The organism is Verrucomicrobiia bacterium, assembly GCA_036268055.1.
Lineage (GTDB): Bacteria > Verrucomicrobiota > Verrucomicrobiia > Limisphaerales > Pedosphaeraceae > DATAUW01.
In genome coordinates, this window is the sequence record DATAUW010000013.1 from 304,342 (window position 1) to 331,317 (window position 26,976).

Annotated in this window: 26 protein-coding genes; 17 read left to right on the forward strand and 9 right to left on the reverse strand. The window is 55.1% G+C overall.

What is annotated here, in order from left to right:
* The first annotated feature begins 7 nt into the window (after positions 1 to 7).
* From VH413_08220 to VH413_08230, 3 genes are read left to right on the forward strand one after another with little or no spacing between them, the layout of a single operon-like run.
* Positions 8 to 487, forward strand: a complete 480-nt coding sequence (locus VH413_08220; GenBank protein ID HEX3798672.1) for a GreA/GreB family elongation factor — start codon at positions 8 to 10, stop codon at positions 485 to 487.
* A 16-nt stretch (positions 488 to 503) separates the two neighbouring features.
* Entirely contained in the window at positions 504 to 3,200 is a 2,697-nt protein-coding gene (locus VH413_08225) for a M1 family metallopeptidase (GenBank protein ID HEX3798673.1), read from the forward strand.
* Between the two features lie 18 nt (positions 3,201 to 3,218).
* The gene (locus tag VH413_08230; protein ID HEX3798674.1) at positions 3,219 to 3,536 is read left to right on the forward strand and encodes an FKBP-type peptidyl-prolyl cis-trans isomerase; all 318 of its coding nucleotides are present in this window, start codon (positions 3,219 to 3,221) and stop codon (positions 3,534 to 3,536) included.
* A gap of 12 nt (positions 3,537 to 3,548) precedes the next feature.
* Here VH413_08230 and VH413_08235 read toward each other — a convergent pair whose 3' ends face one another.
* Genes VH413_08235 through VH413_08245 form a run of 3 tightly spaced genes read right to left on the reverse strand, consistent with a single transcriptional unit; the run spans position 3,549 to position 6,053 of the window.
* Positions 3,549 to 4,577 (reverse strand): zinc-binding dehydrogenase, encoded by a 1,029-nt coding sequence (locus VH413_08235; protein ID HEX3798675.1) that lies wholly within the window; start codon positions 4,575 to 4,577, stop codon positions 3,549 to 3,551.
* Positions 4,578 to 4,583: 6 nt separating this feature from the next.
* Positions 4,584 to 4,928 carry a dihydroneopterin aldolase gene (locus VH413_08240; GenBank protein ID HEX3798676.1) on the reverse strand — a complete coding sequence of 115 codons (345 nt, stop codon included), beginning with the start codon at positions 4,926 to 4,928 and terminating at the stop codon, positions 4,584 to 4,586.
* Between the two features lie 60 nt (positions 4,929 to 4,988).
* Complete coding sequence (locus tag VH413_08245; protein ID HEX3798677.1) at positions 4,989 to 6,053, reverse strand: NUDIX domain-containing protein; 1,065 nt, start codon at positions 6,051 to 6,053, stop codon at positions 4,989 to 4,991.
* 88 nt (positions 6,054 to 6,141) lie between these two features.
* On the opposite strand from VH413_08245, the gene VH413_08250 reads away from it, so the two are divergent.
* The 9 genes from VH413_08250 (at position 6,142) to VH413_08290 (ending at position 11,706) form a co-directional block, all read left to right on the forward strand.
* On the forward strand, positions 6,142 to 6,708 hold the full coding sequence (locus VH413_08250) for a pseudouridine synthase (GenBank protein HEX3798678.1): 567 nt from the start codon (positions 6,142 to 6,144) through the stop codon (positions 6,706 to 6,708).
* A gap of 177 nt (positions 6,709 to 6,885) precedes the next feature.
* Positions 6,886 to 7,986 (forward strand): ATPase, T2SS/T4P/T4SS family, encoded by a 1,101-nt coding sequence (locus VH413_08255; GenBank protein ID HEX3798679.1) that lies wholly within the window; start codon positions 6,886 to 6,888, stop codon positions 7,984 to 7,986.
* Entirely contained in the window at positions 7,983 to 8,960 is a 978-nt protein-coding gene (locus VH413_08260) for a type II secretion system F family protein (GenBank protein ID HEX3798680.1), read from the forward strand. Before VH413_08255 ends, VH413_08260 begins: the two co-directional genes overlap by 4 nt.
* Positions 8,961 to 9,000: 40 nt before the next feature.
* Positions 9,001 to 10,140: a type II secretion system F family protein gene (locus VH413_08265; protein HEX3798681.1), complete on the forward strand. Its 1,140-nt coding sequence runs from the start codon at positions 9,001 to 9,003 to the stop codon at positions 10,138 to 10,140.
* A gap of 17 nt (positions 10,141 to 10,157) precedes the next feature.
* Positions 10,158 to 10,496 (forward strand): hypothetical protein, encoded by a 339-nt coding sequence (locus VH413_08270; protein ID HEX3798682.1) that lies wholly within the window; start codon positions 10,158 to 10,160, stop codon positions 10,494 to 10,496.
* Positions 10,497 to 10,522: 26 nt separating this feature from the next.
* Positions 10,523 to 11,014 (forward strand): hypothetical protein, encoded by a 492-nt coding sequence (locus VH413_08275; protein ID HEX3798683.1) that lies wholly within the window; start codon positions 10,523 to 10,525, stop codon positions 11,012 to 11,014.
* A complete protein-coding gene (locus VH413_08280; protein HEX3798684.1) occupies positions 11,011 to 11,253 on the forward strand; it encodes a hypothetical protein in 243 nt (80 codons plus the stop codon). Before VH413_08275 ends, VH413_08280 begins: the two co-directional genes overlap by 4 nt.
* Positions 11,246 to 11,545 (forward strand): hypothetical protein, encoded by a 300-nt coding sequence (locus VH413_08285; protein HEX3798685.1) that lies wholly within the window; start codon positions 11,246 to 11,248, stop codon positions 11,543 to 11,545. Before VH413_08280 ends, VH413_08285 begins: the two co-directional genes overlap by 8 nt.
* Before the next feature lie 14 nt (positions 11,546 to 11,559).
* On the forward strand, positions 11,560 to 11,706 hold the full coding sequence (locus VH413_08290) for a type II secretion system protein (protein HEX3798686.1): 147 nt from the start codon (positions 11,560 to 11,562) through the stop codon (positions 11,704 to 11,706).
* Positions 11,707 to 11,741: 35 nt separating this feature from the next.
* On the opposite strand, the gene VH413_08295 is transcribed toward VH413_08290, so the two are convergent.
* Entirely contained in the window at positions 11,742 to 15,275 is a 3,534-nt protein-coding gene (locus VH413_08295) for an immunoglobulin domain-containing protein (protein HEX3798687.1), read from the reverse strand.
* 469 nt (positions 15,276 to 15,744) lie between these two features.
* On the opposite strand from VH413_08295, the gene cysS reads away from it, so the two are divergent.
* The 4 genes from cysS (at position 15,745) to VH413_08315 (ending at position 19,066) form a co-directional block, all read left to right on the forward strand.
* Complete coding sequence (gene cysS, locus VH413_08300; GenBank protein HEX3798688.1) at positions 15,745 to 17,151, forward strand: cysteine--tRNA ligase; 1,407 nt, start codon at positions 15,745 to 15,747, stop codon at positions 17,149 to 17,151.
* A gap of 73 nt (positions 17,152 to 17,224) precedes the next feature.
* Positions 17,225 to 17,995 carry a DUF1573 domain-containing protein gene (locus VH413_08305; GenBank protein ID HEX3798689.1) on the forward strand — a complete coding sequence of 257 codons (771 nt, stop codon included), beginning with the start codon at positions 17,225 to 17,227 and terminating at the stop codon, positions 17,993 to 17,995.
* Between the two features lie 31 nt (positions 17,996 to 18,026).
* A complete protein-coding gene (tmk, locus tag VH413_08310) occupies positions 18,027 to 18,683 on the forward strand; it encodes a dTMP kinase (GenBank protein HEX3798690.1) in 657 nt (218 codons plus the stop codon).
* Between the two features lie 47 nt (positions 18,684 to 18,730).
* The gene (locus VH413_08315) at positions 18,731 to 19,066 is read left to right on the forward strand and encodes a DUF4404 family protein (GenBank protein ID HEX3798691.1); all 336 of its coding nucleotides are present in this window, start codon (positions 18,731 to 18,733) and stop codon (positions 19,064 to 19,066) included.
* A gap of 15 nt (positions 19,067 to 19,081) precedes the next feature.
* On the opposite strand, the gene VH413_08320 is transcribed toward VH413_08315, so the two are convergent.
* From VH413_08320 to VH413_08340, 5 genes are all read right to left on the reverse strand, one after another.
* Positions 19,082 to 19,723 carry a lysophospholipid acyltransferase family protein gene (locus VH413_08320; GenBank protein HEX3798692.1) on the reverse strand — a complete coding sequence of 214 codons (642 nt, stop codon included), beginning with the start codon at positions 19,721 to 19,723 and terminating at the stop codon, positions 19,082 to 19,084.
* Between the two features lie 18 nt (positions 19,724 to 19,741).
* A complete protein-coding gene (cmk, locus tag VH413_08325; protein HEX3798693.1) occupies positions 19,742 to 20,428 on the reverse strand; it encodes a (d)CMP kinase in 687 nt (228 codons plus the stop codon).
* A 17-nt stretch (positions 20,429 to 20,445) separates the two neighbouring features.
* A complete protein-coding gene (locus VH413_08330; protein HEX3798694.1) occupies positions 20,446 to 21,909 on the reverse strand; it encodes a 3-phosphoshikimate 1-carboxyvinyltransferase in 1,464 nt (487 codons plus the stop codon).
* Between the two features lie 24 nt (positions 21,910 to 21,933).
* Positions 21,934 to 22,809 (reverse strand): prephenate dehydrogenase/arogenate dehydrogenase family protein, encoded by an 876-nt coding sequence (locus VH413_08335; protein HEX3798695.1) that lies wholly within the window; start codon positions 22,807 to 22,809, stop codon positions 21,934 to 21,936.
* A 125-nt stretch (positions 22,810 to 22,934) separates the two neighbouring features.
* A complete protein-coding gene (locus tag VH413_08340) occupies positions 22,935 to 23,795 on the reverse strand; it encodes a CbiX/SirB N-terminal domain-containing protein (protein ID HEX3798696.1) in 861 nt (286 codons plus the stop codon).
* Positions 23,796 to 23,957: 162 nt separating this feature from the next.
* Between VH413_08340 and VH413_08345 the strand changes: the two genes are divergently transcribed.
* Entirely contained in the window at positions 23,958 to 26,969 is a 3,012-nt protein-coding gene (locus VH413_08345) for a c-type cytochrome (protein ID HEX3798697.1), read from the forward strand.
* Positions 26,970 to 26,976: the final 7 nt, after the last annotated feature.

Sequence of the window (26,976 nt, forward strand, 5' to 3'; positions counted from 1 at the left end):
CCGACGAATGAACAAAGCCCAGTTGCTCAAGCGCATTGTCGCCAGCCTGACCGATAACCTCAATGTGCTGGAAAAGGCCGCCCGCGCCTCGCATGCCGAAGCCACTCATGAAAGCAGCAAAGCCGAGAATAAATACGACACGCGCGGACTGGAGGCCGCCTATCTTGCTGGTGGCCAAGCGCGGCAGGCGCGCGAGATTCTCGATGCCATCAGAATTTACGAGAATATGGTAGCGAGAAAATTTGCCGCCGATGAACCGATAGATTTGACCGCTCTGGTCGAGCTTGAAATGGACAAGTCGCGTTCGAGCTATTTTATCGGCCCCAAAAGCGGCGGCTTGGAAATCGAATATCAAGGCAAGGAAATCCTGGTCATCACGCCACAATCGCCGCTCGGCCAAAACTTGATGGGGAAACACAGCGGCGAGCGTTGGACGGCAAAAATGGGCGCGGCACAGGTTAAGTATCATATTGTGTCGGTAGAATAACTTTGTTGGCTTGGCGTTGAATCGCAAATCTCTTGTCCAACCGGGCGACATTGAGTATGTGATGGCGATGGAACATCAAGGCAACCGGCGGTTGGTTCTTAAAACGGTAATCGGCCTATGGTTTTTTCTCTTCCTCGCCGCGCCGCTCGCGTTTGCGAACAGCCCTTTTATTTTTGCGTCCACTCCCGGAAAACTCCCCAAGGAGGTTGTGCCGCACCGTTACGAGATTCGTATCCAGCCGGATTTGGACAAACTCACGACTACTGGTTCTGTGATCGTGGATCTGGAATTCCTTCATCCGGCTAGGGAAATTGTTTTCAACGTCAACGACCTTAAAATTACTAAAGCCACTTTGCTCGATCCGGAACCGGTCAACCTCCTGCCTCACGCCAATACCAATAACCAGACCGTAGCGCTCAAACTTCCGCAGAAACATGCCGCCGGAAAAAGCCGCCTCGCGCTTGAGTTTACTGGTCGGATCGGTGAACAGGCTCAGGGTCTTTTCTATGTCAAATACAACGCGCCTTCCGGCAAAAAAATCATGCTCGGCACGCAGATGGAACCGACGGATGCCCGGCGCATGTTTCCGTGCTGGGATGAACCGGCATTTCGCGCCACGTATCAACTCACCGCTGTGCTTCCGGAAAAATTCAAAGCGTTTTCCAATCTCCCGATTGAACAGGAAACGCCGGTTGCCAGCGGCTTGAAGGAAACTCGTTTTGCAACCACTCCGCCCATGTCGAGTTATCTGGTCGTGCTCGTGGCCGGTGAGTTGGAATCCATCAGCGATGAAGTGGATGGAGTGAAGATTCGCGTCGTCACCACCGAAGGGAAATCGGAGCAAGGCCGTTACGCTCTCGATGCCACAAAGAAATTGCTGCATTATTATAATGATTACTTTGGCATCAAATATCCGCTGCCCAAGCTTGACCAAATCGCTATTCCCGGCGGCTTCGATGGCGCGATGGAAAATTGGGGCGCGATCACTTACAACGAAAGCGTTTTGCTCTTCGATCCTAAAACCAGTTCACCCGAAACGCAGCGCGGCATCTTCGTGGATGTCGCTCATGAAATGGCGCATCAATGGTTCGGCAATCTGGTCACAACCGCGTGGTGGGACGATCTCTGGCTCAACGAAGGTTTTGCTTCATGGATGGAAAACAAGGCGACCGACCATTTCAATCCCGATTGGCAGATGTGGCTCGCCGCTGCTTCGGATAAAACCGCCGTGATGAGCGGCGACGCGCACAGCACGACGCATCCCATCCAGCAGGCGGTCGCAAATGAAAGCGAGGCGAACGATGCCTTTGACAGCATCACTTACGAAAAAGGTTCGGCGTTCCTGCGGATGCTCGAAGCGTATCTCGGTCCCGATGAATTTCGCCGCGGCATTCAACATTATCTTTCCGGACATCTTTATTCCAATGCCACCACGGCGGACCTTTGGGATGCCCTCGAAAATATTTCCGGCAAACCTATTCGCGCTATTTCCACCGGCTGGACGGAACAACCCGGCTTGCCGCTTGTGAGTGTGAAAGCAAAATGTTCCGATGGCCGCCAGGTTGTTTCTTTGGAGCAGCGCCGTTTTACTGTTCAGGATCCACATTCGTATCCGCTGCGTTGGGAAATTCCGATGACTCTCGTTTCCTCTGGCACCACGAACAAATATCTTCTCAAAGATAAAAGTGCCGAACTGCCGCTCGGTGATTGTTTGGCGCTGGTGAAAGCGAACGCCGGCGACACCGGCTATTACCGCGTCCAATATTCGCCCGCGCTCAACGAAAAGCTTTTGCAAAATCTCAATTCATTCTCGGCGGCGGATCGGCTCAATCTTTTGAATGATTCCTGGGCGCTGGTAGAAGCAGGCAAAGCTAGTTCCGCTGATTATTTTGCGTTCGTCGGTGCATTGCGTGATGAACAAACTTTTGCGATCTGGGACGAAATTATTTCCACTTGTTACCTGATTGATGATTTGGAACAGGGACAACCGGGACGCAAGGCGTTCCAACAATTTGTTTGCTCGCTGCTGCGGCAGCCGTTTCAGGAAATTGGCTGGATGCCAAAAACGGGCGAGCCTTTCAATCAATCGCTGCTTCGCGGAAAAGTGATCGGCGCGTTGGGACACTTCGGCGATGCCCCGGTGATCGTCGAGGCCAAAAATCGGTTTGCGCAATTTGTCGCGACCCCCGATTCGCTGCCGCCATCGCTGCGGCCCGCCGTGTTGCGCATCGGCGGTCGTTACGCGGACAAACCCATTTATGATCATCTCCATGAGCTTGCCCGCAATGCCACCGGGACGGAGGAACGCGAACTTTATTATGGCGCGATGGGCAATGCCCTGGACCCCGAACTCGCGCGTGAAACTCTCGCATTGTCCCTGACAAACGAAACCATTCCGCAGGAGGCAACATATTTTGTCATCATGGTCGCCACGCAAGGTGAACACAAAGAACTGGCCTGGAACTTCGCCCGCGACCACATGCCCGCGCTGCTGGCCAAGGTGGACGGGTTTAATCGCGATAATTATGTGCCATCTATTTTTGGCGCGTTCTCGGATGATTCGCGGGCGGAAGAGTTGCTGGCTTACGTCAAACATCACGTCTCAGCGGACGCAGTCATGAAGGCGCGCGAGGCCGCCGAGGAAATCCGTTTCAAGGCGATGCTCAAAAAACGCGAACTGCCCGTCATTGATAATTGGGTCGCGACGCACTAAACTTATCCAAAATTATTTATGAAAATTGAAAAACTTGCTACCGGCAACGGCGCCGCTCCCAAAATCGGCGATACCGTCACAGTTCATTATACGGGCTGGCTTACCGACGGCTCGAAATTTGACAGCTCGGTGGATCGCAATGATCCGTTCGCGTTTGTGCTCGGCACCGGCCAGGTTATTCAAGGCTGGGATGAAGGTGTGGCCACGATGAAGATCGGCGACAAAGTCCGCCTGACGATTCCTCCGGAAAAAGCCTACGGCCCCGATGGTTATCCGGGCGCGATTCCGCCGAATGCCACGCTCGTCTTTGAAGTCGAACTGCTCGAAATTTCCTGAACGATCACTCGCTCAAGGAGTGATCACAACGCGCACGGCGTCACCGAACTGTTCGAGGCGATCGAGCGTGTCGTTGATGGCTTTGGCGCTCAGCGGGACGGTTTGCGTGATGGCGCCGGACAGGTTCAATCGCCCGCGCGTGACCCATTCCATCAGCCGGGGAATCTCCTGCGCCAGATGGTCCGAGACACCGATGATCTCTGCTTCCTTGTTCAAAATTTCGCCATAGGGCGCGATTTCAAGTTTCTGGTCGGTGATTCCCACCAGCAACGCGCGTCCCTTGATCGCAAGCGAACGCACAGCCTGTTGCATCGTCACGGGCAAGCCTATCAATTCCAGCGCCACGTCCACACCGCGACCATTAGTGAGCCGTTTGATTTCATTCACGGCATCAACACGCGACGCGTCCACGGGAATGGCGTCGAGTTTTTTAGCGATTTCCAATTTCGCGGGTTTGATGTCTACGGCGTAGATGGATGACGCTCCGTAAGCTCGCGCCAACTGCAATGCCGAAATTCCCAAGCCGCCCACGCCAAAAATCGCGACGGATTCGCCGGCCTTGAGACGCGCCTTGTTCAATGCGTGCAACGATGTTGCCGAAGAACACATAAGAATCGCGCCCTGTTCGTAGGGAATTTCATCCGGCAAACGAAAAACACTGCGCGCCGGGACGCTGATGAATTCCGCGTAGCCGCCGTCGCGATGTTTGCCGATCATTTGGCCAGTCGTGCAAAATTGTTCGTTGCCTTCGTTGCAATAGGCGCATTCTCCGCAGGTGACGAGATAATGCACGCAGACGCGATCGCCCGCTTTGAAGCGTGCGACACCCGCGCCGACCCATTCGACCACACCCGCGACTTCGTGACCCAAAGTGAGCGGCAACGGTTGAACACTGGATCGGCCCGCGCGATAATGCGCATCCGAATGGCAAATGCCCGCCGCTTTGACGCGCACGAGGACGTCTTGCGCGCCAACTTGTGGCAAGGGAATTTCCCGCTCCTCCAACGGCCTGCCGGGTGCAACGAGTCGGACTGCTTTCATGCCGCGTTAGCTTTGAGTCCAACTCACCGAAACGTAACCCGGTTGTGGCAGGACAAACTTTTTCACTTCGATTGTCACACTCTCAGGATGAAATTCCGACTTCACCAGTTCGGCGACCGACACGGCGACCTTCTCGACGAGCTTCCAGTTTCTGCCATTGCCGTACTTCAAAATTTCCTGGGCCACCGCAAAATAATCTATCGTTTTGTTCAGCCGGTCACCCTGCGCCGCCATGTTGAAGTCGAATTCCATGTCCACCGTAATCAGCAGCCGCTGGGGTTTCGCGCGCTCGGCGTCGCTTATGCCGACACAGTAGTGAACTTCAAGATCAACGATTTTTATTCGGGACATCGGATTACAATGAGTGAGTGCCGGAGAAATTCAAGCGCGGAAAAATTTCACGCGCGCTCGTCACGACATTTTCTGAAACGCTTCGAGCAAAATGCGCGTCGGCTGGTTGATCGGCATCTTTAACGCATCCGTGACTGTGAGCCATTTGAACTCGCGGGCTTCGTCGTTCAATTTGACATCAGGATGGCCGACACATTTTACGCTGTAATTGAGCAGCACGAAATGGGCATCGCGATAAAACTCCGGCGAATGGATGCAATCCTGCACCAGCACGAAACGAATATCGGTGATTTCGAGATTCGTTTCTTCCTTGATCTCGCGACGCAGAGCGGCAAGGGAATCCTCGCCCCATTTGATTTTTCCACCGGGAATACCCCAAAGGTTCGACCATTTATGCGTCCGCACCAGGATTACTTGTCCGGATTCGTTTAAAATCAACGCGCCCACCGTCACGATGGGCATTAAATCCGCGCCACTCGGATGCACGGATTTCAAATTGCCGTTGTTGCGCTCAAGAATCGTTTGCAATTCGCCCAGATGTTCCACAATCAAATCGGGGGCGCTGGCGCGCAGTTGTTCCAGGTTATTGTATCCGGTCAGCACGGCGCATGAACCAATTCCGCCGTGTTTGGCCGTGTCAATATCATGCTGCATGTCACCGATAAATACAGTTTCTTCCGGGCGCAAATTATTTTCTTCCAGGATGCGATGAATCATCTTCGTCTTGTCCAACACCCCGACATAAGCGCGTTCAAGGTATTCTCCAAAACCCGTCGTCGCCGCTTGAACTTGGTAATGATCCTCATGCACCGTGCTTAGCAAAAAAGTGCGCCAGCCGTTTCGACGGCAAAACTCGAGAAACTCCCGCGCGTGCGGCAGCGCGACGACCGATTCCTGCGCCTGCCGGAAAGAACCGTGAAACCACACTTCCAATTCCGGGAGCGGAACGCCCGGCACATGCCGATCGTAAAAAATCTTGAAGGGCAGGCAAAACTCCGCGCGAAATTGTTCCAGCGTCATCGGCTCGCGTCGGGCCTGCTCCAAAACATAATTGGTCGCGCGCCAGACCGCGGGCAAATCGTCCACGAGCGTTCCCGACCAATCAAAAATTATGTTACGAATCATCGCGAAGAGTGTAGCGACGCCGCCTCGCGGAGCAACACCGAGAATTTTCACGCCTTGTCATCGCGCATGGTTTGACGTTCCCTAAGTTGTGCTCATTGCATTTAATAAACCTTACGGTGTACTCTCACAGTTTACGCCCGACGGTTCACCGAATCGTCCGCTGGCGGAATTTGGTTTTCCGAAAAATATTTATCCGATTGGGCGATTGGACGCCGATTCCGAGGGCCTGCTTTTGTTAAGTGATGAGGCCGCGTTGAATCAGAAGCTGCTTCATCCCACTCAGGCGCACGAGCGTGAATACTGGGTTCAAGTGGAAAACCTTCCCAATCCCGAAAGCCTGGCGCAGTTGCAAAAAGGATTAATCATCCAAGGCCATAAAACCCTCCCCTGCACCGCCCGCCTGCTCGAACCGCAACCGGAAATACCTGCGCGCATCCCGCCGATTCGCGAGCGCAAGACCATTCCAACCGCGTGGATTTCGATGGAACTGGTGGAAGGGAAAAACCGACAGGTGCGGCGCATGACGGCGGCCATTGGGCATCCCACACTGCGGCTGCTGCGGGTTCGCATTGGGAATTTTATTCTGGAAGATCTGCCGGTTGGAAAATGGAAACTGCTCTCAGATGCAGAACGTAATGCGGTTCTTGGGCAGTGATTTCGATCTAAGAAGCAAGGCGGATAAAAACCATCGCTGCGCTCGTTTTAACATCGGAGGCGTTACAGCAGCACCACCCGCCCGGCAACCGTTCACCATTATAAACTTTCCCGAAGATTTTAGTTGCCATCGCCTACAAATGAAGTCATATTGACTACAGTTGTAATTAACTGGAGTATGCAGGAGCAAATTAATCACGGGTTCAATGGCGGAACGACGGGGGAATCCGCGCCGGAGGTTTTGGAGGACATCGTCCGCCGGGCTGAAAAAGCCTCAGCCAGCGATATTCATTTGCAAATGATGGGCCGCACCGCTCAGTTGTCCTTCCGTCTCGATGGGGTGATGGTTCCGGTAAGTTCGCTGGCCGAGCCGCTGGCGGACCGGGTCTTTGGCCGGATCAAATTTCTCGCACGGCTTAAAACCTATCAGGAGTCCCTGCCGCAGGAAGGCCGCATAGACAAGTCGGCCTTGAATTCTCGTAATGAGATTCGCGTCGCCACTTATCCGACTGTCACCGGGGAAAAGATCGTTTTGCGCCTGTTCGAGGCTTCGAGTGAAAAATCGTTTGCGGATTTGCGCATGCCGCCGGGCGTTTGCGCGGAACTCGAACGCTTTCTCAGGCAGATGTCCGGGCTGTTGCTGCTGACGGGGCCGGCGGGCAGCGGAAAGACCACGACCATTTACGCGTGCCTGCGCCACCTGGCAAAGAGCGGCGGACGGCATGTCATCACGGTTGAAGATCCGGTGGAGCAAATCGTTCCCGGCATCATGCAGACCGAGGTCAATGAAGCGCGCGGGCTGACGTTCGCGGTCGCCGCGCGGCATCTACTCCGGCAGGACCCGCAGGTTCTCGTCATCGGCGAAATTCGTGACGAAGAAACCGCGAACATCTCCATCCGCGCGGCGCTCACCGGGCATCTGGTCATCGCCACGCTGCACGCGGGTTCCTGTCGCGGGGTGTTTGAACGGCTTCAACTTCTTTGCCCCGACCATTCCGCAACGGCGTCCGCCGTGGAATTGGTCATGAATCAACGGCTCGTTCGGCGCGTTTGCAATTCCTGTAAGGGCGCGGGTTGCATTGCTTGTTTGAAGACGGGTTATCAAGGGCGGATTCCATTGGTGGAATGGCTGCGAGTGGACCAAACCTTGCGCGATGCGATCCGCCGGAAAGAAGTTGAACGGATTTCGCCACAACAATCCCTTGAATCGTCGGTGCGCGAACTCCTGCGTTCCGGGGCCACCAACGAAGCAGAGTACGAAAGAATTTTTGGATTATGAAATACGACGAATTTGCGTTTTTCAACCAGCAACTGGCCGCGATGTTGCGAGAAGGCATTCCGCTCGAGGGCGCGCTGGCGCAACTGTGCGTGAACCTGCGCGATGGTGAATTGCGCCGCGAGGTTGAAAGTCTCCAAGCCGATTTGCAGAGCGGCACACCGATCAAACAGGCGCTGGCGTTGCGCAAGCTGCCGGATTTATATGTGGAGATGGTAAAGGTGGGCGTGGATGGCAATGACCTGCCGGGAATGTTGTTGATGCTGGCGGATTATTATCAGCGTGTGGATTCGACGTGGACGCGCCTCAAGGGATTGATGGTTTATCCATTCATTGTGCTCGTCACCAGCTTTGGGCTTTCGTGCTTTTTTACTTATTTCGCCTATCACCTGATTGATTCGGGATTTTCCGGAATGATGGGAGTGCCCACGCCTCCGAGAATTTTCATCGGCATGTGGATTCCACCGATGGTGATTGGGACGTTATTACTGGCGGCAATCATCATGATTTCTGTCCCGATGTGGCGGCGCAAATTGCGCTGGCGGCTTCCCGGTTTCAAGGAGGCAAAGCTCGCGCAGGTCGCGACCGCGATGGGACTGATGCTCAAGAACGGCGGCAATCTCGGCGACGCTCTCGGCTTGGTCGAGCAAATGGAGCGAAACACTATCGCCAGTGGCGAGCTTGCGCGCTGGCATGCGCAACTTGCGAATGGGCGCGGACAATTTTCTGAAATGGCGGCGGCCGGCCCGGCGTTCCCGCCGTTGTTTTTGTGGATGGTGTCTAACGCGGGCGAAGATCTCAGCGCGGGTTTTCGCCGGGCTGCGGAAATTTATCATGCGCGAGCCCTGCATCGGATTGATTTGTTTCTCTATGCGGCATTGCCCACGGCCATTCTTGGATTGGGTGGAATGATTTGCCTACAAATTTTTCCGGTGATTAGAAATTTTCTGGTGATCCTTGGAGCGCTGAGTAGTTGAATGAGCGCACCACCGCCAACTTTTATTTGCGTCACGCATTATGAATAACCTGCTAGCGCTTTTAATCTGGCTGATCCTGGGGCTGGGGCCGTTTTGCCTGGTCCTCTGGATGGGCTACACCTTTGTGAGCGCGCGATTGAAACGCCAGGAGCGTTCGCGGCTGTTTTTGAGTTTGCTCGAGACGGGACTGGTGCAGGGGCGCGCGATCGAGCAAACGATTATTTCCGTCTCCGAAAGCCGGGATAATTCGATGGGCATTCATTTTCATTTGCTCGCGTTCCATCTCAAGGACGGATTGCCGCTTGGGGAAGCGTTAAAAAGAGTCCCGCAACTTCTGTCGCCACAAATCGCGGAGATATTGCAAACGGGATTGAAGATCGGCGACGTCAGGAAAGTTTTTCCCGCGTGCCGCCAACTGTCCAGGGATGCCGTATCGCAAACGCGTGGCGCGATCAATTATCTGGTGATGGTGGGGTTCGTCGGATTCCCGGTAAACATTGTGCTGCTGACCATCCTCCAGATTTATGTGCTGCCACCTTTCGTGTATGTCCTGCAAGAAATGGGCGGGACGCCGCCGACGGTTTTGATATGGTTCATTGTTCACAAGGTATTGATTGGAATCCTCCAGGGATTGTTGTTCGTGCTCGTCTGGATCGCGGTGCTGATCTATATAGATGGCGCGCGGATGGCTTCGTGGTTGAATAAATGGTGTGGGCCGATCACGCATCGCATCATCTACGCACTTCCCTGGCGGAGAAAACGGCTGCAGCGGGATTTTTCCTCGATGCTGGCGATCCTTCTGGATGCCGGAATGCCCGAAGCCGAAGCGCTCGCGGCTGCCGCGGATTGCACGGCCAATCGGATTTTTCAGGAGCGCGCCCAAGGGGCCATCCACGCATTGCAAAATGGGGCGACGCTTGCCGACGCGGTGCAAATGGTGGATGACAGCGGCGAATTCCGCTGGCGATTGACGAATGCCTTGCACGCGCATGACGGATTTTTAAAAGCGATCGCGGGCTGGAATGAATCGCTAGATGCGAAGGCGTTTCAACAGGAGCAAGCAACAGCGCAAGCGGTCACCACGGGCATTGTAATGCTCAACGGCGTGATTGTCGGCTGCATTGTGGTGAGTGTTTTCTCCGTCCTCATTTCAATCATCAATGCAGGGGTGTTATGGTGAAATCCAAAACAAGCGGTATGTTGAGCACGGAACTGATGGTCGCGATGGCCATCCTGATCATGGCGATGATGCCGCTGGCATTTACGTTTGCGCAGGAACAGAAGCTAATGCGCAATTCGTATCGCCGCGCGGTGGCCGTCGAACTGGTGGATGGCGAAATGGAAATTCTGCTCGCCGGCGAATGGCATCATTTCAATCCCGGCAGACAAACTTATCAACTCCACGGCGACGCGGTAAAAAGTCTTCCGCCAGGAAAAACCACGCTCACCATCACTGGCCAACATTTACGCCTTGAGTGGCAGCCGGACAAAAAATCGTCGGGTGGTGAAGTCGTGCGGGAGGCGGATACGAAATGAAAACATCGTTGCCAAAGTTTTCACGAGTGACGCGGCGGCGCTTGCAGCTCGGCCTGCTGTTGATGGAGTGCGTGGTTTATATCGGAATGTTCGGCCTGATTTCGGCCATTGCGTTCAAGGTCTTTTTCACGTGCTGGGATAATTCCAAGGCGTTCCGGGGAAACGGCGATGACATCGTTGAGACGCTAAAGGCCGGCGAACGCTGGCGAGCGGATGTGCGCGCGGCGGCGGGGATGCCGCGGACTGAGGTTTCGCCAGAGGGCACGACGCTGCGCATTCCGAGAAAATCCGGCGAGGTGGATTACCGGTTTTCTGAGAATGCCGTTTGGCGGCGCGATGGCAGCAGCGAATGGATTCCATTGCTGTCAAAAATAAAATCTTCGCGCATGGAGGCAGACCCGCGAAACCAAATCACGGCGTGGCGCTGGCAATTGGAATTGGGCGCCCGGCGGAAAGGCGCGACGGTCATTCCTGATTTTACTTTTGAAGCTGTGCCGCAAACACCCAAATCACCATGAAACTTTTTTCCAATCCATCAGGCACATCGCGCGCAGAAAGCGGTTCGGCGGTGATGCTGGTGCTGATCATGCTGGGCATCATGACAATTTTCGTTGCCGTAAATACTGTTACCATCCGGACGGTTTCTCGCGAACTCAAGTTGCTTGAGAAAAAGCAAGTGCGGCGTTTGGATAGCGCGGCTTTGCCAAAAACTGCGCCCGCTAATCCTGCGGGGGCAACTCCTTCAACCCATGAATGACAACCCCATTGGACTCAGCGCGAAGGAAGGCATCAAGGCCATTGAACATTCGATGCGTTGTTTTTCCTTCGGGCTGGCGAGCTTGATTCCGGTGATTGGTTTCGTGCTCGCATTCGTCGCGTTCTCGAACTTTCGCTCGGCGCGCGCAATCAGCCGCGGCCAATGGAATCCGGGTGGGCTATTGCTGATGCGAGGCATTCTTCTGGCGACGATTGGCCTGGCGATTTCCTCGCTGATTTTTGTGTTTGTCTTTGCCGCCGTCTTTCAACTGTTGCCGGGGCAATATCATTAATGATTCGGCGTTCCATGAAACGATTCATTCAACGCAAAGCCGGGGCGAGCTTGTTGGAATTGCTGTGCGTCATCGCGATCATCGCGATTCTCAGCTCGTTTTATTTGCCAACAATCGCGCGCGCGTTCTTGCGCGTCAAAAAATTTCTCGCCGGTTGGTGACGGTGCCGCCGCAAGGCAGCACCGTCCGGCTAGAATCAAGGATGGTATGACACCGCGACTCGATAATAAAGCGAGCCGACGCCGCTCAAGTTTCGATTGTCCGGAATAGTTATCAATCCGCCGGTGCCAATGATGCCGTCCAGAAGCGGCGTCCACGCGCCGGGAACCACAGCACTGTCCACGCGATAGGTTCGCCCGAGTGCCGTCGGGAACGTAAGCATGGGAACACCCGCTTGCGGCGAGACGATGGGCGACAGGAAAAACTTCGCGTTCGGGTCGAGCGGGTTCAGGCCGGCGATATAGTCCTGCCATACGGGCAAGCCATTGCCATTAACATTGGTGACTTCCAAATCCGTGAGGTTGGTCGCGCCGGGGAAATAACTGAGCAGCCACGGCACGGGGGTGCCGAACGGCGGCGTCGGCGGATAATTCGTGATGAAGTTCATGCCATTGGTGAGATTGAAGGTCTGGCCGTTGGGCGGCAGGTTGGAGTAAATCGTGTTGTCCACGTCGAATTCAGAAAACGCCAGGCTCGCATTGGTGACGGCCTCGGGATTGAATTGAAACGATACGAGATCGCCCATGATGCCGTACGGCAGGCTGGTCGAGGGATCGTTGGTGTTCGGGCTGGCGATGGTCAGCCATTCGCCGCCCGCGCCGTCGTTGGTTTGAGATAGACTCCATCCGTTTAGCGGGTCTCCAATGTTGGTCGAAAGCAGCGTCGGCACGGTGGGATAATTCGCGCGATAATGGAATTGCAATTCACGCACGAATCGCGGGACGTAGAAAGCGTGCAAGACAAATTGCGAAGCGTTCGTGAGCGCGTCAGGCACGAGCAACAGCGAACCCATCTTCACATCCCCGGCCCAACTCGTCGCGACGAAATTTGAAATCGGCGGCACATTCATGTTCGTAAAGGTGATGTTGGTGACGGGCGGCATCATGTTCGTGTCCACGTTGGTCGAGAACGGAACGAAATTGAAATCGGTATTGAAATCCGCCGTAGAGCCGCCGATGGAAACGGTGAACATGGGCTGGAAGCCGACGCCGGTGCGTTGAAGCGTCGCCCAACGCAATAGGTATTGCGAATTGAGGTCCTTGAGCAGCAGGCCAAATTGTGCCGACAAAGTCGCTCCGGAAAGCGCGCTGTAATAATGGCCGCCCGTGTCCGACGCCAATTCCATCAGCACATTGGTGTTCGCATTCGGGCCGAAGCCGACGCAATAAATTTTCACGCCGAGCTTCTTCGCCATTGCGGCGATCACCTGGCCGGTCGTCATGGTGTTCGTCGGCGAAGCAAACAGGCTCGAATCGTCGTTGCCGTCCGACATGGTGATGAGGTAACGGTCTTCTGTCGGAGTCGCGGCGGTGAACTGCGCGAGCGCATTCGTGAGAGCATCGTAGAACCGAGTGCCGCCGTAATTACCCTGCACGAAATTGGTTTGGATGCCGTTGATGGCTTCCGCGAGCGCGGCTTTGTCCGCCGTGAAGTTGGTCACGAGCATCGGCGCGACATAATCGGCGCTGAATTCCACCACGCCGAATTGCGCCATAGGCGGTTCTTCATCAATCAGATTTTCCACCGATACCTGCATGTTGGAAATCGCGCCCGGGCTCACGAACATGCTGAAGCTGTAATCCAGCACGAACATAGTCTTCAACTGCTTCACGCTCGAACTCGAGGTGATGGAGCGATTGACGATGAACGCCGTCTCCGTCGGAATCGGCACCGGGTTGGTTTGAATGATGTCGCCTTCAAAACATTGCACGGTGAGTTGTTCGGGCGGGCGCACTACGGCGTTGGTCCCGTCCTGCAACGAGAAAGTGAAATCGAGCAGATACGGCACGGAATAATTCGCCGTGACGTTGGCGATGGTGAGATTCGAGATCTTCGCATAGGAAATCGCGAGCGTGAGCACGTTGGAACCGACGCCGTAGGCATTGGCCGCCAGGATCAGGACTTTGTTCGTGCCGCCCTCAAACAACGGCCCGCTGATGACGCCGGTGTTCGTGTTCACGGTCAAGCCGAGCGGCAGGCCGATGGCGTTGAACATCGTGGGCGCGTTACTGCCCTTGATGGTATAAGTAAAATTGGTCGCGTTCTCCACTCCGGTGGCGGTCAGCGCACTGGTGATGCCCGGAATGTCCGAAGCCAGTTTGAGCGTGAGCACTTTGCTGTCGGCGCCGTAGGGGTTCGACGCGCCGATCGTGACCAAATATATACCGCTCACAAGTGACGGCCCGGAAATGGTTCCGCTGACCGGGTCGAGATTGATTCCCGGCGGCAAACCCACCGCGCTAAAGGAAATGGGATTATTGCTGGCGGTGATTTTATAGGTGAAAACTTTTCCCTGCTGGCCGCTGTTGGTCAGCGAACTGGTGATGCCCGGCACGCCGCTGACCAGCGTGATTTCGAGATTGGACGAAACCGTGATCGCCGGGTTCGTGGCATAAACGGTCGTGTCAAAAACACCCGATACCGTCGGCACGCCGGAGATGAGACCGTTCGTTCCCAAGGTTAGTCCATCCGGCAAACTGTCCACGCCAAACGTAATCGGCGCCGAGCCCGTGGCCGTCAGTGTGAAATTGAACGCGACGCCTTGCTGTCCCTGGACATTCGTCGCGCTGGTGATCAAGGGAGGAATCAAAACCGTCAAAGTCACCGGTGCGCTCGTGGCGGTGCCAACCGGATTGGAGAAGACCACGCTATAATTGCCGTCGTCATTCGTCCGTGCATTCTGGATGGTGAGCGTGCTGTTTGTGGAGCCGGAAATACGGCTGCCGTCGGTCAGCGGCGTATTGCCATCGAACCATTGAAATGTGAACGGCGCGGAACCGCCGGGAACCACGGAGAGGACGGCGGTATTGCTGACGATCACCGCCGTATCCACCGGCGGAACACTCACGAACGGCGGCGCATACACATTTACCACGGCGACATGACTCGTGCTCGAACCGAACGCATTGGCCACCACCACATCATAATTGCCGGAATCGGTTGTCAGTGCATTGGCGATGGACAATACATTCGCCGTGGAACCGGTGATGCGTCCGTTATCCGACAAATTGCCGGAATTCAACCGCCATTGATAATTAATCGGCGTCGCGCCGCTCGCCGTGATGCTCAATACCACATTCGTGCCCGTGATGGCGATCGTGTTGGCGACCGGCTGGACGATGACGTGCGCAATGTCGCGAACGATGAGTTGCGAAACCGTGCTGACCGCCTGCAATCCATTCGTGCCGCCAGAACTGTAGGTCACGGCCACAAAATAATAGCCGGAATTCGTGGCTTGCGCGCTATTGATCGTGAAAGTCGCATTGGTCGCGCCGGGAATGGAATTAAACGGAGGAAGATCATCGGGCGACATGCGCCACGCATAGCCGGTGATGGTCTCGCCGCCGGTCACGGAAGTTTGCGCGAGAAAAGTGATGTTCGTGCCCGCATCAATGGTTGGATTTTGAGGCTGAACGACGACGCTGACGGTCGCCTGAGCGAGTTGAACGCCGAAACAAACGATCGCGAGGACAATGGCGAAATACGACAGAAGGGATTTATTGGTTCTCATACTGATTATTTGGCTTTCTGTTTTATACTCCGGCTTTCGTGCTCACAATGTGCGTTAAAAGGCACACCCCTTGAGGAGTCTGGCACGCTGGTCGAAGAATGGGCGGATATTATCGGGTCATCGTGAAGACGGCAATACTTACCTTGTAGATTAGCTTTTTTTCATTACGGCAACTGGTTCCCGGCCACCTTAATTTTATTATGCCCCCGGCTGAGTACGTTGCCGATGTGTTTGGTTTTGGAGACGGGTGGAATAAGAGCAATCGGCTGGCGAATTGTCAACGCCGGAAAATTAACTGGGTTTTGTAGGGGCGAGATTAGCCAGCGTCGAACACTCCCACCTAAGCCCAATAGAAACCAATGTACTCCACCCCTCATCTCAATAAATATCCAGGCGAAGCCAGCGGGCGCCTCACCAGATGAACTTGATTTTTTGCGAATTCGCGACGATTCTCGCATCCAAATATTATATGGCTTTGAGATTGTTTAACACGCTATCGCGCACGGTGGAAGAATTCGTCTCATCTGGTCCGCAAGTCGGAATGTATTGCTGCGGCCCAACCGTCCACGACTCGGCGCACATCGGAAATTTTCGCACGTTCGTATTTGCCGACCTAGTGCGGCGTTACCTGGAATTTAAAAAATTCGACGTGCGCCACGTCCTGAACATCACCGACGTGGAAGACAAAATCATCGCCCGCGTGCGCGCCGCGAAAACTTCCCTCCGCGAATACACGGCCAAATATGAAAAAGCGTTCTTTGACGATTTGAAGGCTCTCAACTGCCTGCCGCCCAAGGAAACCCCGCGCGCCACGGAATTCATTCCTGAGATTATTTCGCTTGTGGAAAAATTGATCACGCGCGGCATCGCTTATAAAGCCTCGGACGGTTCGGTTTATTTCAGCATCGAGAAATATCGCGGCTGCGGCTGCAAATATGGCCAGTTGCTCAAATTAAATTTTGACGAAATGCGCGTCGGCGAACGCGTCAAGAGCGATGAATACGCCAAGGAGTCCGTCGCGGATTTTGCCTTGTGGAAAGCGCGCGTGCCCGATGATGGCGATGTCTTCTGGCCAAGCCCGTGGGGCGAAGGCCGCCCCGGCTGGCACATCGAGTGCAGCGCGATGAGCATGAAATTGCTCGGGCCGAGCTTCGATCTGCATCTCGGCGGCGAAGACCTGATTTTTCCGCATCACGAAGATGAGATCGCGCAAAGCGAAGGCGCGGGGGTGCAACCGCCCGGCCAGCCGTTCGTGAAACATTGGATGCACGGCGCGCACTTGCTGGTCGAAGGCAAAAAAATGAGCAAGTCGCTCGGCAATTTCTACGTGCTGGGCGACCTGACGGCCAAGGGTTTTACCGGGCGCGAAATCCGCTGCCTGCTTTTGCAGGCGCATTACCGCGAGACCTTTAATTTTACGCTCGAAGGTCTGCAAGGCGCGCGCACGTCGCTGGCGCGGATTGACGAATGCCTTGCCAAGTTGCGCGACATCGCGACCGGCGCACACGGAGATGCCGAGCCGGAATTGTTGAAAGCGTTTGCGGAAACTCTGGACGAAGACCTGAACATTTCCGGCGCGTGGGGTGTGATTTTTGAATGGGTGCGCGAAACCAATCGCAAACTCGCCGAGCAAAAATTGACCACCGTGCAAGCCGCCTCGGCATTGGCAGCGTGGAATGCGGTTGATTCGGTTTTGGGCATCGGCAAGCCAGCCGAAGCGGAAATTCCGGCGGAGCTGACGGCACTCCTCGAACAACGCATTGCCGCGCGCAAGGCAAAGGATTTCAAGCGCGCCGACGCCATTCGCGATGAACTCAAGGCCAAGGGTTGGGTCATCGAAGACACCCCTAAAGGTGCACGCCTCAAGCGAGCATAAACATCCCCGAAGCACAAAACTATTTCTCGTCAAAACGAAAGTTCCGCTTTAGTTTGAGCCCGAGCAAATTTGTATGTTTTTGAAAGTCGTCCTCATTTTCGCGGCCTCGATTTCCATCGCGACTGCCGCCACCGGGCCGCTCGAATGGGAATCGCCAAGCCAAACGAATCATGCGAAGGCGGACGATGTCACCGCGCGCTTCGTCTTCAAAGTCCGCAATATTTCCAAACACGAAGTCGTCATAGAAGACCTCAAAACGTCCTGTGGCTGCACGATCGCGCAGTTACCGACTCATCCCTGGCGAATCGCGCCGAAGGAATCCACGCAGTTTGAGGCGATTGTGGATTTGCGCGGCAAGTATGGCGATTTGTTCAAGGAAATAGACGTCATCTCCACCAATGCGCCGGCCAAGCTGAATTTGGAAGTGGACATCGCGCTGGGCACAAACACGCTCTCGACGGAAATGCAAAATCGCCTTTGGGGCCAGCAACTCGCCGCGGTGGACCGGCAGGCGGTGTTCAAGAAAAACTGCGTCCTCTGCCATCTCACCCCCGCGTTCGGCAAATCGGGCGAACCGCTGTTTCACGCCACCTGCGGCATCTGCCACGAAGCCGAGCATCGCGCGACGATGGTTCCCGACCTCAGCTCGCTTCACACGGAAATCGGCACCAACTATTGGCGCGAATGGATCACCAACGGCAAGCCCGGCACACTCATGCCTGCGTTCACCGCCACCCAGGGCGGCCCGCTCAGCGATGCGCAAATCAATTCGCTCGTCAAATATCTCACCAAGGCGTTTCCGCGTCCCCTAAAAAAATCTGACGTTTCTGCTTCCGCGAAGTAGCGCAGTTGATTACTTTCGCACGCACAAAAGAATGAAAGGGCTACTGGTTTCATTTGAAGGTTCAGAAGGCTGCGGAAAATCCACGCAGATCGCGATGCTTGGAAATCATCTTCGCGCGCTCGGGCACATCGTGAAGCTTTTGCGCGAACCCGGCGGCACGCCCATCGGCGAGGAAATCCGCCACACGCTCAAACACAGCCTGCAAAATCAGGCCATGACTCCCGAGGCGGAGTTGCTGCTGATGAACGCGAGCCGCGCCCAGTTGGTGCGCGAAGCCATCCGCCCCGCCCTCGCCGCCGGTGAAATCGTTTTGTGTGACCGGTTTTATGATTCGACGACCGCTTATCAAGGCTACGGTCGCGGCCTCGATTTGCATCACGTCAAAACCGTGATTGATTTTGCCGTGGGCGATACTCGGCCCGCGTTGACGCTGCTATTTCAAGTCCCGCTCGAAGTCAGCCAGGAACGCCTGGCCTCGCGGCAAAGCACCCTGCCCTTCATGCGCGACCGCATGGAAGAAGCCGACCAGGCATTTTTTGAGCGCGTGAGAAAAGGCTATCTCGCCCTCGCCGCCGAAGAACCGGGACGCATCAAATTAATTGATGCCGTGGGCTCGCTTGAAATTGTCAGCGCGCAAATCTGGGAGCACATCGAGCCGCTATTGCCGCCCTCGCCCTGGCGCCGCTGAAAACACCGCTTTCATTTTCGCCGGTTCCGCTTATCTTTCTTACGCACATGATCGAAGATACTCTCGCAAAAATTGAAGCTCGCCTGCAAAGCACCGACGCCCTCAGTGACGGCAAGCGCCGCGAACTTCAGGAGTTGGTTGCGACCCTCAAAGCGGAAGTCGCCAACCTTTCTCAAACCCACGCCGAGCAGGCCGAAAGCATCGCCGGTTTCACCGAACTTTCCACCCACGAAGCCACTCGCGACCAACAAAACCCGCAGCTTTTAAAATTGTCGCTCACGGGCATGACCTCGTCGGTTGAAGAATTCGAGAAGTCGCATCCCAAGCTGGTGAAGATCGTCAACGCCATCAGCACCACCCTTGCGAATCTTGGGTTCGATTGACCGGCGCGAAACAAATCATTCGTCTTCGCCCGGCTTGAGATTGGCAATGGCCGCCATGATTTTATTGGCGACTTCCTGGTAAATTTCCTTGAGCCGCGGCTTGGAACACGCCTTCGCTTCCGCGCGCAGTTTCGAGAAATCCATCGGCCGGCCGTATTTTACCGCGACCCGATGCGGCTTGGGAAATCGCACGCCCTTGCCCCAGGCCTCGTAGGTTCCAAACACCCGCACCGGAACCACCGGCGCATCGGACTTGATGACCGTGAGCCCCACGCCGGAGCGCGCCGGTTGCAATTCACCATTCGTCGTGCGCGTGCCTTCGGGAAAAAGAATGATCGCGCCGCCGTCGTGCAGGCGATCCATGATGGCTTTGAGGCCCGCCGCGCCACCGCCATCGCGATCTACCGGCACGGCATTGACGGTGCGCAAAATCCATCCGAGCACGGGAAACCGAAACAATGATTTTCGCGCCAGATAATTGATGTCGCGCTTGAGTCCCGAGCCAACCAGCGGCGGATCGAGAAAGCTCGCGTGGTTTGCCGCGAGAATGACCGACCCCTTCAATGGCACGCGCTCATCATGATAAACGCGCCAGCGGAAATACGTGGCGAAAATTGTGCGATAAAAACTCCAACCGATGAAGTAAACCGGATTCATGGGATCATCGCCCGGGAATCAAACGCCGGCGCCATTTTTTTCCGTCAGGCGTTTGCGGACTTCCTCGATGATGATGTTGCTGGTCTGTTCGGTGGTCATGTGCGAATTGTTGATGACCTTGGCGCCGAGCGCGATCATTAAGGGCGCGCTCGCCCGCTGGCTGTCGCGCTGGTCGCGAGCCGCCAGATTTTCATTCACGCCCTCGGCGGCGCGGCGCTTCGCGCGTTCGTGCAATTCCGCGTCGAGATAAAATTTGAAATCCGTCTCCGGAAAAACATTCGTGCCGATGTCGCGGCCTTCCATCACGAGATTGCCGAACTGGATGCACTCCTGCTGTTTCTTCTTCATCCATTCGCGCACCTTCGGTACGGCGGCCACGTGCGACACCGCCGCGCTCGCTTCCGCCGTGCGAATTTCGCGCGCCGGATAATAGCCATCCACCAGCAGATGCACCTGGTTATTGACGCACTCCAGCGAAGTCTTCCATTTGCGGCAAAGCGCGCCCACCGCCTTTTCGTCGTGTGGGTCAATCTGTTTCTGAAGGCAATACCACGCCAGCGTACGATACATCGCGCCCGTGTCCACATACACATAACCGAGCGCCTTCGCGACCACCTTGGCATTGGTACTTTTGCCGCTGGCGCTCGTTCCATCAATCGCTACTACTATCGGATTTTTATTCAACGCGGGGAGTTTAAGGTTCAAAGTTTAAAGTTCAATATTCAATCGGCAAACAATTCGTCCATCGTCAATGGCCTTCGCGTCAACGCATCCAAAATGGTCGCGCCCAAACCCGCTGGCGGAGCCGACGCGAGTTTCTGAAAAAAATTCGGAAAAGTTTTTTTGACGCACGCCGGGTCTTTGATTTTGATGCCCGGTACTTTTAATCCCAGAATGGCAAAACACATTGCCATGCGATGATCACCATATGTTTCGACTTCCGCGCCGTGCAGTCTCGCCGGATAAACCGTCAGCGTGTCCCCTTCCTCATTCACCTTGCCACCGCAGCGCGTCAACTCGGTTCGCAACGCATGGACACGCTCGCATTCCTGTACGCGCAACCGGCCAAGGTCAGTGAACTGGATGCTTTTATCGCCCAGCGAAGTCAGCGTGATGCCGGTCATGATGCTGTCACCGAGATCCGTCAACCGGGAGATCTTTTCGCGCCACGGCCAGAATTCGTGAAAGCGCGCGTCTATCTGATAACCCGACGAACTGTCCATTCCACGCAGTTCAATATTGGAATAGCCCTTCCAATTTCGCAGAGCATCGAACGCTTTCACTTTTGCCGAGTCGCCCTGCTTCACTAATTTCTCGCGCAATTCGCTCTCGCGCGGTTCGCCTTGCCATCCGCCTTCCTTGATTTCTGGAACCGATCCCAGCAGTTGCAGGCAGCCAAGCAGGCTATCAACTTTCGGTGCATCCGCCCACTCCGAGCCCGGAGCAATCCGATCCGCCCCCACAAAATAACTCGCGCTGGAAGCGTCCGGTTCGATCTGAAATTCTTCCAGCACATTTTCAAACTCAGCAATCAATTTACTGGTCATGGCAATGTATGGCGATTCTTCCGCATTCTCGCCAATGATCTCCACTTCCCAACCGCTGATGTTCGCACACAGCAGCAATGCCGATGCGAACTGCGAACTCTCCTCAATGCTCACCCGGCATTTGCCTTTCAACCGGAACGCGCCGTGAATGACCGCCGGCAACTTATCATTCGGCGAATCAATTCTATAATTCAACTCTCGCAACGCATTGAACAGAGCCGCCTGCGGGCGCTCGTGCATGCGCGGCACACCGAACAACCGGTAAACTCCACACCCCAGGCAAACCAGCGCGGACAAAAATCTTGCCGCCGTCCCGGCATTGCCGACATAAAGCTCAAGCGGGTTTTCAATCGTGCCGCCATTGGGAATCTTCCCGGCTGTGCCCTGAATCGTGATGATCCGATTGCAAAATTCATTTGGATCCGGCGCGACCTCAATTTCAAAGCCAAGCTTCCGCAAACAATCCACCATGACCTGCGTGTCTTCGCTCCACAGCGCGCCTTTCAGAATCGTTTTCCGATGGCTCAACGCGGCAAGAATTAGCGCGCGATTGGTGATACTCTTCGACCCCGGCACAGTGATCTCCGCTTTCACCGGTTTGTTCAACGGCACAATCTCAATAAGTTCAGGTAGTGGCATGCGGAAATGCGCGAAGACGCTGGGTCACTCAGGTGAATTAGAACCGCGCCATTGATCACGGCGATGTTTCGCTTGCTCGAAAAATTCCTCGATCGCCTTGACATCGCATTTTTCCAGCGCCAGGCAGAATTCCTGCATGTCCTCGATGAACACACCGAGCACGCGCGCTAGATTTTTGCGGTTCGCAATCGCGATGTCGCGCCACATCTCCGGCGAACCCGAAGCGATGCGCGTGGTGTCGCGAAAACCCGCCGCACAAACCGTCGCCTGTTCCGCTGGATGCGCCGGGCTCAAAACATAATTCGCCAGTTCCGCCGCCACCACATGCGGCAGATGACTCGACCGGCTCACGAGGTCGTCATGCAGCGAAGGCGAGATCTTGAGCACACGCCCGCCGAGCGCCTTCCACAATTCTTCCACCTGTCCCACCGCGTCTTTGTTGGATTGAAGGGTCGGCGTAACGATGCACACCGCGTTGGCAAATAAATCCGCGCGCGCCGCCGAGACACCGGTCTTTTCCCCGCCTGCCATCGGATGGCTTCCCACAAAATAAGCTCCCGCCCGCGCGACGATCGGTTCCAGTTCATCCACCACACTGCCCTTGACGCTCCCCACGTCCGTGACAATCGCGCCAACTTTTAATGCTGGCAGCATCTTTTCCACCACCTCGCGCAACTGCCCCAGCGGAGTGCAAAGTATCACCAAATCCGCATTCTCCACCGCGCGCAATAAATCTCGCGTGGCATGATCCACCGCGCCCAGGCTTTCCGCCTCGCCGATGCTCACCGTGCGCCGCACATAACCATCCACTTTGGCCGCAAGTTTGCGCTGTTTGATGGCCAGCCCCAGCGAGCCGCCCAACAAACCAACGCCGACCAATGTGATTTTTTGCCAGTGCACGCCGTAAGATAGGGGGAGCTTTGGAAACTGGAAAGATAGAAAATAATGCCCTACTGGAAAATGGTTTTCATCGTCCTGTTACGGAATTAATGGACGCAAACTATAACCAACGAGTAACTCGTATATCATGCAGCCACAGGCGCCGAACGGGCCATCTCACGAACGCGTTCGAGGATCACATCCGCGATATGCGGCTCATTGCCCACGCTGCGGCTATACCAAACCAGCTTGGAATTTTTCTCCGTCGGATTTCGCCAAGTCGGCTGGCCATTCTTCAACCGCTCTTCGACAATTTTTTTAGCTTCGCCGAGCATCTGCGGAATGTCCTCGAACGAATGCAACCCATCGCTGATAAAAAACGGTACCATCACGATATTCCGCGTCGCCGCCAGTTTATAGCAATCACCGATGCGCGGATCCTCCTCCATGAATGAAGGCTGAACGTCCGCATAAATGTCCCGCGCCCGGATCAACTCGACTTGCCGCTCGATGGCCTTGCGCGAATTCTCGTTATTTCCCGTGCCGTGACCGGCAATAAACAACGTCGTCTCCCTGGGCTTCGGCACGCGTGGAAACGGATACTTCTCCACGACCTCGCGCGCCCGGCTCAGGATAACTTCCGTCATGCTCGCGTGCGTGCCGACCGGGCCGCAATAATATATCTGCTGAGCGCCGCGTTGTTGCACGCGGGAAAAGTCCGATTGGCCATTCTCGCACAGCCCGAGTTCGCGCGGAATCACCTGCTCGGTGAAATAGCCTTCGCTGATAAAAAGTGGCACGACAAATACTCGCGGCGCAAAAACCCCACGCAATACCCCGGTGATGCCCGGTTCCAATTTCCAAAAACATTCGATCACCTGCCCGAAGATTTCCCCGCGCCGCAGTTCATCCGCATGCTGATAAGTCGGCGCGCTCGAATCCGCGTTCAACGTCGAGCCATGCCCGACCAGCACCAGCGCCGCGTCGGATAATTCATCTTTGCTCATGACAAATCGTTGCCTATGCCGAGAAAATCCGCAAGCGCGGTTAAACAAAACCATCCGCTCCGCGACCGGAATTCAAATAAGAACGCCTTGAATCTGCTTGCTCTCTTTCCACTCACGACAATATCTTGAACAAACAAACCTTGTAACCCGTCTGCTTAATCAATGACGACACATCGCCTGCAATACAAACGCGCGCTGCTTTGGCTTGGCCTCTGGTTTCTCGCTTTGACTTCACACGCCGATACGCCGCAATGGATCTGGCACGATAATCACGGCGCAAAAACCGCTCCCGGCGAAGTCCGCTATTTTCGCAAAGAATTCAACGCGCGCAGCAACGTGGAAAAAGCCATCCTCTCGTGCGCCGCGGACGATCATTTGGAAATTTATCTCAACGGCAAAAAAGTAATGGACGAGTCTGGCTGGGCGAAGGCCGTGAGCATGGACGTCACCAAAGATATTCACCGCGGCACCAATGTCCTTGCCATACGCGGCGTCAACGACACCGAGCTTGCAGCCGTGATCGTCACGCTCGACCTGGCCTTTTCCAAAAGAAGTCACGAGACGATCATCACCGACACAAGCTGGCGCTCTTCGGCAACCGAGGAAAAAAACTGGACGCAGCGGGATTTTGACACTGCAAATTGGACTCCCGTAGTGAGCCTGGGAAATGTCGGCACCAAGCCTTGGGGCGATGTCTTTGCCGCGCCGCAAGCGACGCCCGCTGATCAACTCACTTTGTTGCCCGGCTTCAAGGCGGAACTGATCCACTCCGCGCAGCCCTGGGAAGGTTCGTGGGTTTGCATGACGATTGATCCCAAAGGCCGATTGATCATCTCGCCACAACAAGGCGTTAAAAATTTGCTGCGCGTCACTCTTTCAAAACAAGGCCGGGTCGAAAAGATTGAGAACATTGATCTGCCGGTCGGCTCCGCGATGGGATTGCTTTACGCTTTTGACAGCCTCTACGTGAACGGCCAGGGACCAAGTGGGCTCGGTTTGTATCGTCTGCATTATAATCATCATCTGGATAAATTCGATGAAGTGACTTTGCTGAAAAATATCAAGGACGCCAGCGGCGAACACGGCAGCCACGCCGTCGTGCTTGGCCCCGACAAGCATCTATATATTGTCAGCGGAAATTTCACAAAGGTGCCAACCGACATACTGCCAACTTCGCCGCATAAAAATTTTGCTGAAGATCAGCTTCTCCCACGCGCGGAAGACGGCAATGGTTTCGGCGTGGGCATCAAGCCTCCCGGCGGATTTATCCTGCGCACGGACAAAGATGGCAAACAGTGGGAACTTTACTGCGCCGGCATGCGCAATACGTACGACTTCGCTTTCAATCCCGATGGCGAAATGTTTGGTTTTGACAGCGACATGGAATGGGACTGGGGTTTGCCGTGGTATCGCCCGATTCGTTTTTGCCATTTGGTCTCCGGCGGCGATTATGGTTTTCGCGAAGGCTCGGGCAAATGGCCAAAATATTATCCTGACAGTTTGCCAAGCGCGGTGGACGTGGGAATCGGTTCGCCGACCGGCTTGAAATTCGGCACGGACAGTAACTTCCCCGAGAAATATAAAACCGCCCTCTACGGACTCGACTGGGCTTACGGCAGAATCTTCGCAGTCCATTTCACGCCAAAAGGCGCCACCTACGACGCGACGTTTGACACATTTTTAAAAGGCAAGCCGCTTAATTTGACGGACATCGAGTTCGGCCACGATGGTGCGATGTATTTCATCACCGGCGGACGCGGCACGCAGTCGGGTCTCTATCGCGTGACGTATGACGGTCCGAAGTTGCCGGAGGAAAATGTCCCAAGCCATCGCGAATTGAAAGCCGCCGAACATGCGCGCGAACTGCGCCACAAGCTCGAAGCTTTTCAAGGAAAGCAAAATCCCAAGACCATCAAATTCGCCTGGCCCTATTTGAATAGCGACGATCGCTTCATCCGTTATGCCGCGCGCATCGCCATCGAAAGCCAGCCGGTCATGCAATGGCAGGACCGCGCGCTTTCGGAGACGCGCACCAACGCCGGACTCACCGCGCTCCTCGCGCTGGCGCGTTGTGGTGGCAAAGAAACACAAACTCCCCTTCTCCAGGCGCTCGCCAAATTCCCTCTCGACGGCCTCGACGAATCGCAAAAACTCGCCAAGCTTCGCGTCATCGAACTTAGTTTCATCCGCCAGGGCCATCCCGACGCCGATATGACGAAGTTCGTCATGGACAAACTTGACCGGCATTATCCCGCTGATGATGAATGGCTCAATCGCGAGTTGAGCGAGTTGCTAATTTATCTGCACGCGCCGGATGCCGTCGAAAAAACGCTCGCCTTGCTGGACAAAGCTCCTACTCAGGAGGAACAAATCCATTATATCCTGCACCTGCGCAAACTGACGAACGATTGGACGCTCGATCAGCACGAACATTATTTTAACTGGTTCGACCACCGCGACGGGCGCACGAATCATCCTGCCGCAATGCTCAAGTGGTTCGCCGATGCCGACCGCGATTACGCCGATGGTTCAAGCTTCCCGAAATATATTGCGAACATGCGCAAAGACGCCATTGATTCTCTCACGCCCGATGAGCGCACCAGCCTGGCTTCCGTCATCGCGGAGAAAAAACCGGAGGAACCAAAGCCGACCGTCGCTGTCCGAAAATTTGTCCGCCAATGGGTCATGGCCGATCTGCAACCGCAACTTGATCAAGTGACGCATGGACGCTCGTTCGCGCGCGGCAAGGAAGTGTTCACCGCCGCGCAATGTTTTCAGTGCCATCGGTTCGACAATCAGGGCGGTGCGGTCGGACCAGAATTGACGGCTATCGCCAGCCGCTTCAATCATCACGACATTCTCGAATCCATTCTCGAACCGTCGAAGGTTATTTCCGAACAATACGTCAATACCACCGTCTTCAAAAAAGATGGCGACGATGTCACCGGCCGCCTGCTCGAGGAAAACGATCAGCATCTGGTCTTGCTGACCGACCCGTTGAAACAAACAAAAGTCACGGTGCTAAAGAGCGACGTGCAATCGCGGCAAATATCCAAAGTCTCGCCCATGCCCGAAGGCTTGATGAACAATTTTACTCAGGACGAAATCCTCGATTTGATTGCCTATCTGGAATCCGGCGGCAAGGAGACTGCGGCGGCCTTTGAAAAGAAATAGTAATTCA

Bases quoted from the DNA above. Each gene is read 5' to 3' on its own strand.
- VH413_08290 (HEX3798686.1), top strand. From the start codon at position 11,560: ATGAAACGATTCATTCAACGCAAAGCCGGGGCGAGCTTGTTGGAATTG.
- VH413_08330 (HEX3798694.1), bottom strand. From the start codon at position 21,909: ATGCCACTACCTGAACTTATTGAGATTGTGCCGTTGAACAAACCGGTG.
- cysS (HEX3798688.1), top strand. From the start codon at position 15,745: ATGGCTTTGAGATTGTTTAACACGCTATCGCGCACGGTGGAAGAATTC.
- VH413_08305 (HEX3798689.1), top strand. From the start codon at position 17,225: ATGTTTTTGAAAGTCGTCCTCATTTTCGCGGCCTCGATTTCCATCGCG.
- VH413_08320 (HEX3798692.1), bottom strand. From the start codon at position 19,723: ATGAATCCGGTTTACTTCATCGGTTGGAGTTTTTATCGCACAATTTTC.
- VH413_08245 (HEX3798677.1), bottom strand. From the start codon at position 6,053: ATGATTCGTAACATAATTTTTGATTGGTCGGGAACGCTCGTGGACGAT.
- VH413_08230 (HEX3798674.1), top strand. From the start codon at position 3,219: ATGAAAATTGAAAAACTTGCTACCGGCAACGGCGCCGCTCCCAAAATC.
- VH413_08270 (HEX3798682.1), top strand. From the start codon at position 10,158: ATGTTGAGCACGGAACTGATGGTCGCGATGGCCATCCTGATCATGGCG.
- VH413_08280 (HEX3798684.1), top strand. From the start codon at position 11,011: ATGAAACTTTTTTCCAATCCATCAGGCACATCGCGCGCAGAAAGCGGT.
- VH413_08265 (HEX3798681.1), top strand. From the start codon at position 9,001: ATGAATAACCTGCTAGCGCTTTTAATCTGGCTGATCCTGGGGCTGGGG.
- VH413_08315 (HEX3798691.1), top strand. From the start codon at position 18,731: ATGATCGAAGATACTCTCGCAAAAATTGAAGCTCGCCTGCAAAGCACC.
- VH413_08285 (HEX3798685.1), top strand. From the start codon at position 11,246: ATGAATGACAACCCCATTGGACTCAGCGCGAAGGAAGGCATCAAGGCC.
- VH413_08255 (HEX3798679.1), top strand. From the start codon at position 6,886: ATGCAGGAGCAAATTAATCACGGGTTCAATGGCGGAACGACGGGGGAA.
- VH413_08240 (HEX3798676.1), bottom strand. From the start codon at position 4,928: ATGTCCCGAATAAAAATCGTTGATCTTGAAGTTCACTACTGTGTCGGC.
- VH413_08340 (HEX3798696.1), bottom strand. From the start codon at position 23,795: ATGAGCAAAGATGAATTATCCGACGCGGCGCTGGTGCTGGTCGGGCAT.
- VH413_08260 (HEX3798680.1), top strand. From the start codon at position 7,983: ATGAAATACGACGAATTTGCGTTTTTCAACCAGCAACTGGCCGCGATG.
- VH413_08345 (HEX3798697.1), top strand. From the start codon at position 23,958: ATGACGACACATCGCCTGCAATACAAACGCGCGCTGCTTTGGCTTGGC.
- tmk (HEX3798690.1), top strand. From the start codon at position 18,027: ATGAAAGGGCTACTGGTTTCATTTGAAGGTTCAGAAGGCTGCGGAAAA.
- VH413_08235 (HEX3798675.1), bottom strand. From the start codon at position 4,577: ATGAAAGCAGTCCGACTCGTTGCACCCGGCAGGCCGTTGGAGGAGCGG.
- VH413_08220 (HEX3798672.1), top strand. From the start codon at position 8: ATGAACAAAGCCCAGTTGCTCAAGCGCATTGTCGCCAGCCTGACCGAT.
- VH413_08295 (HEX3798687.1), bottom strand. From the start codon at position 15,275: ATGAGAACCAATAAATCCCTTCTGTCGTATTTCGCCATTGTCCTCGCG.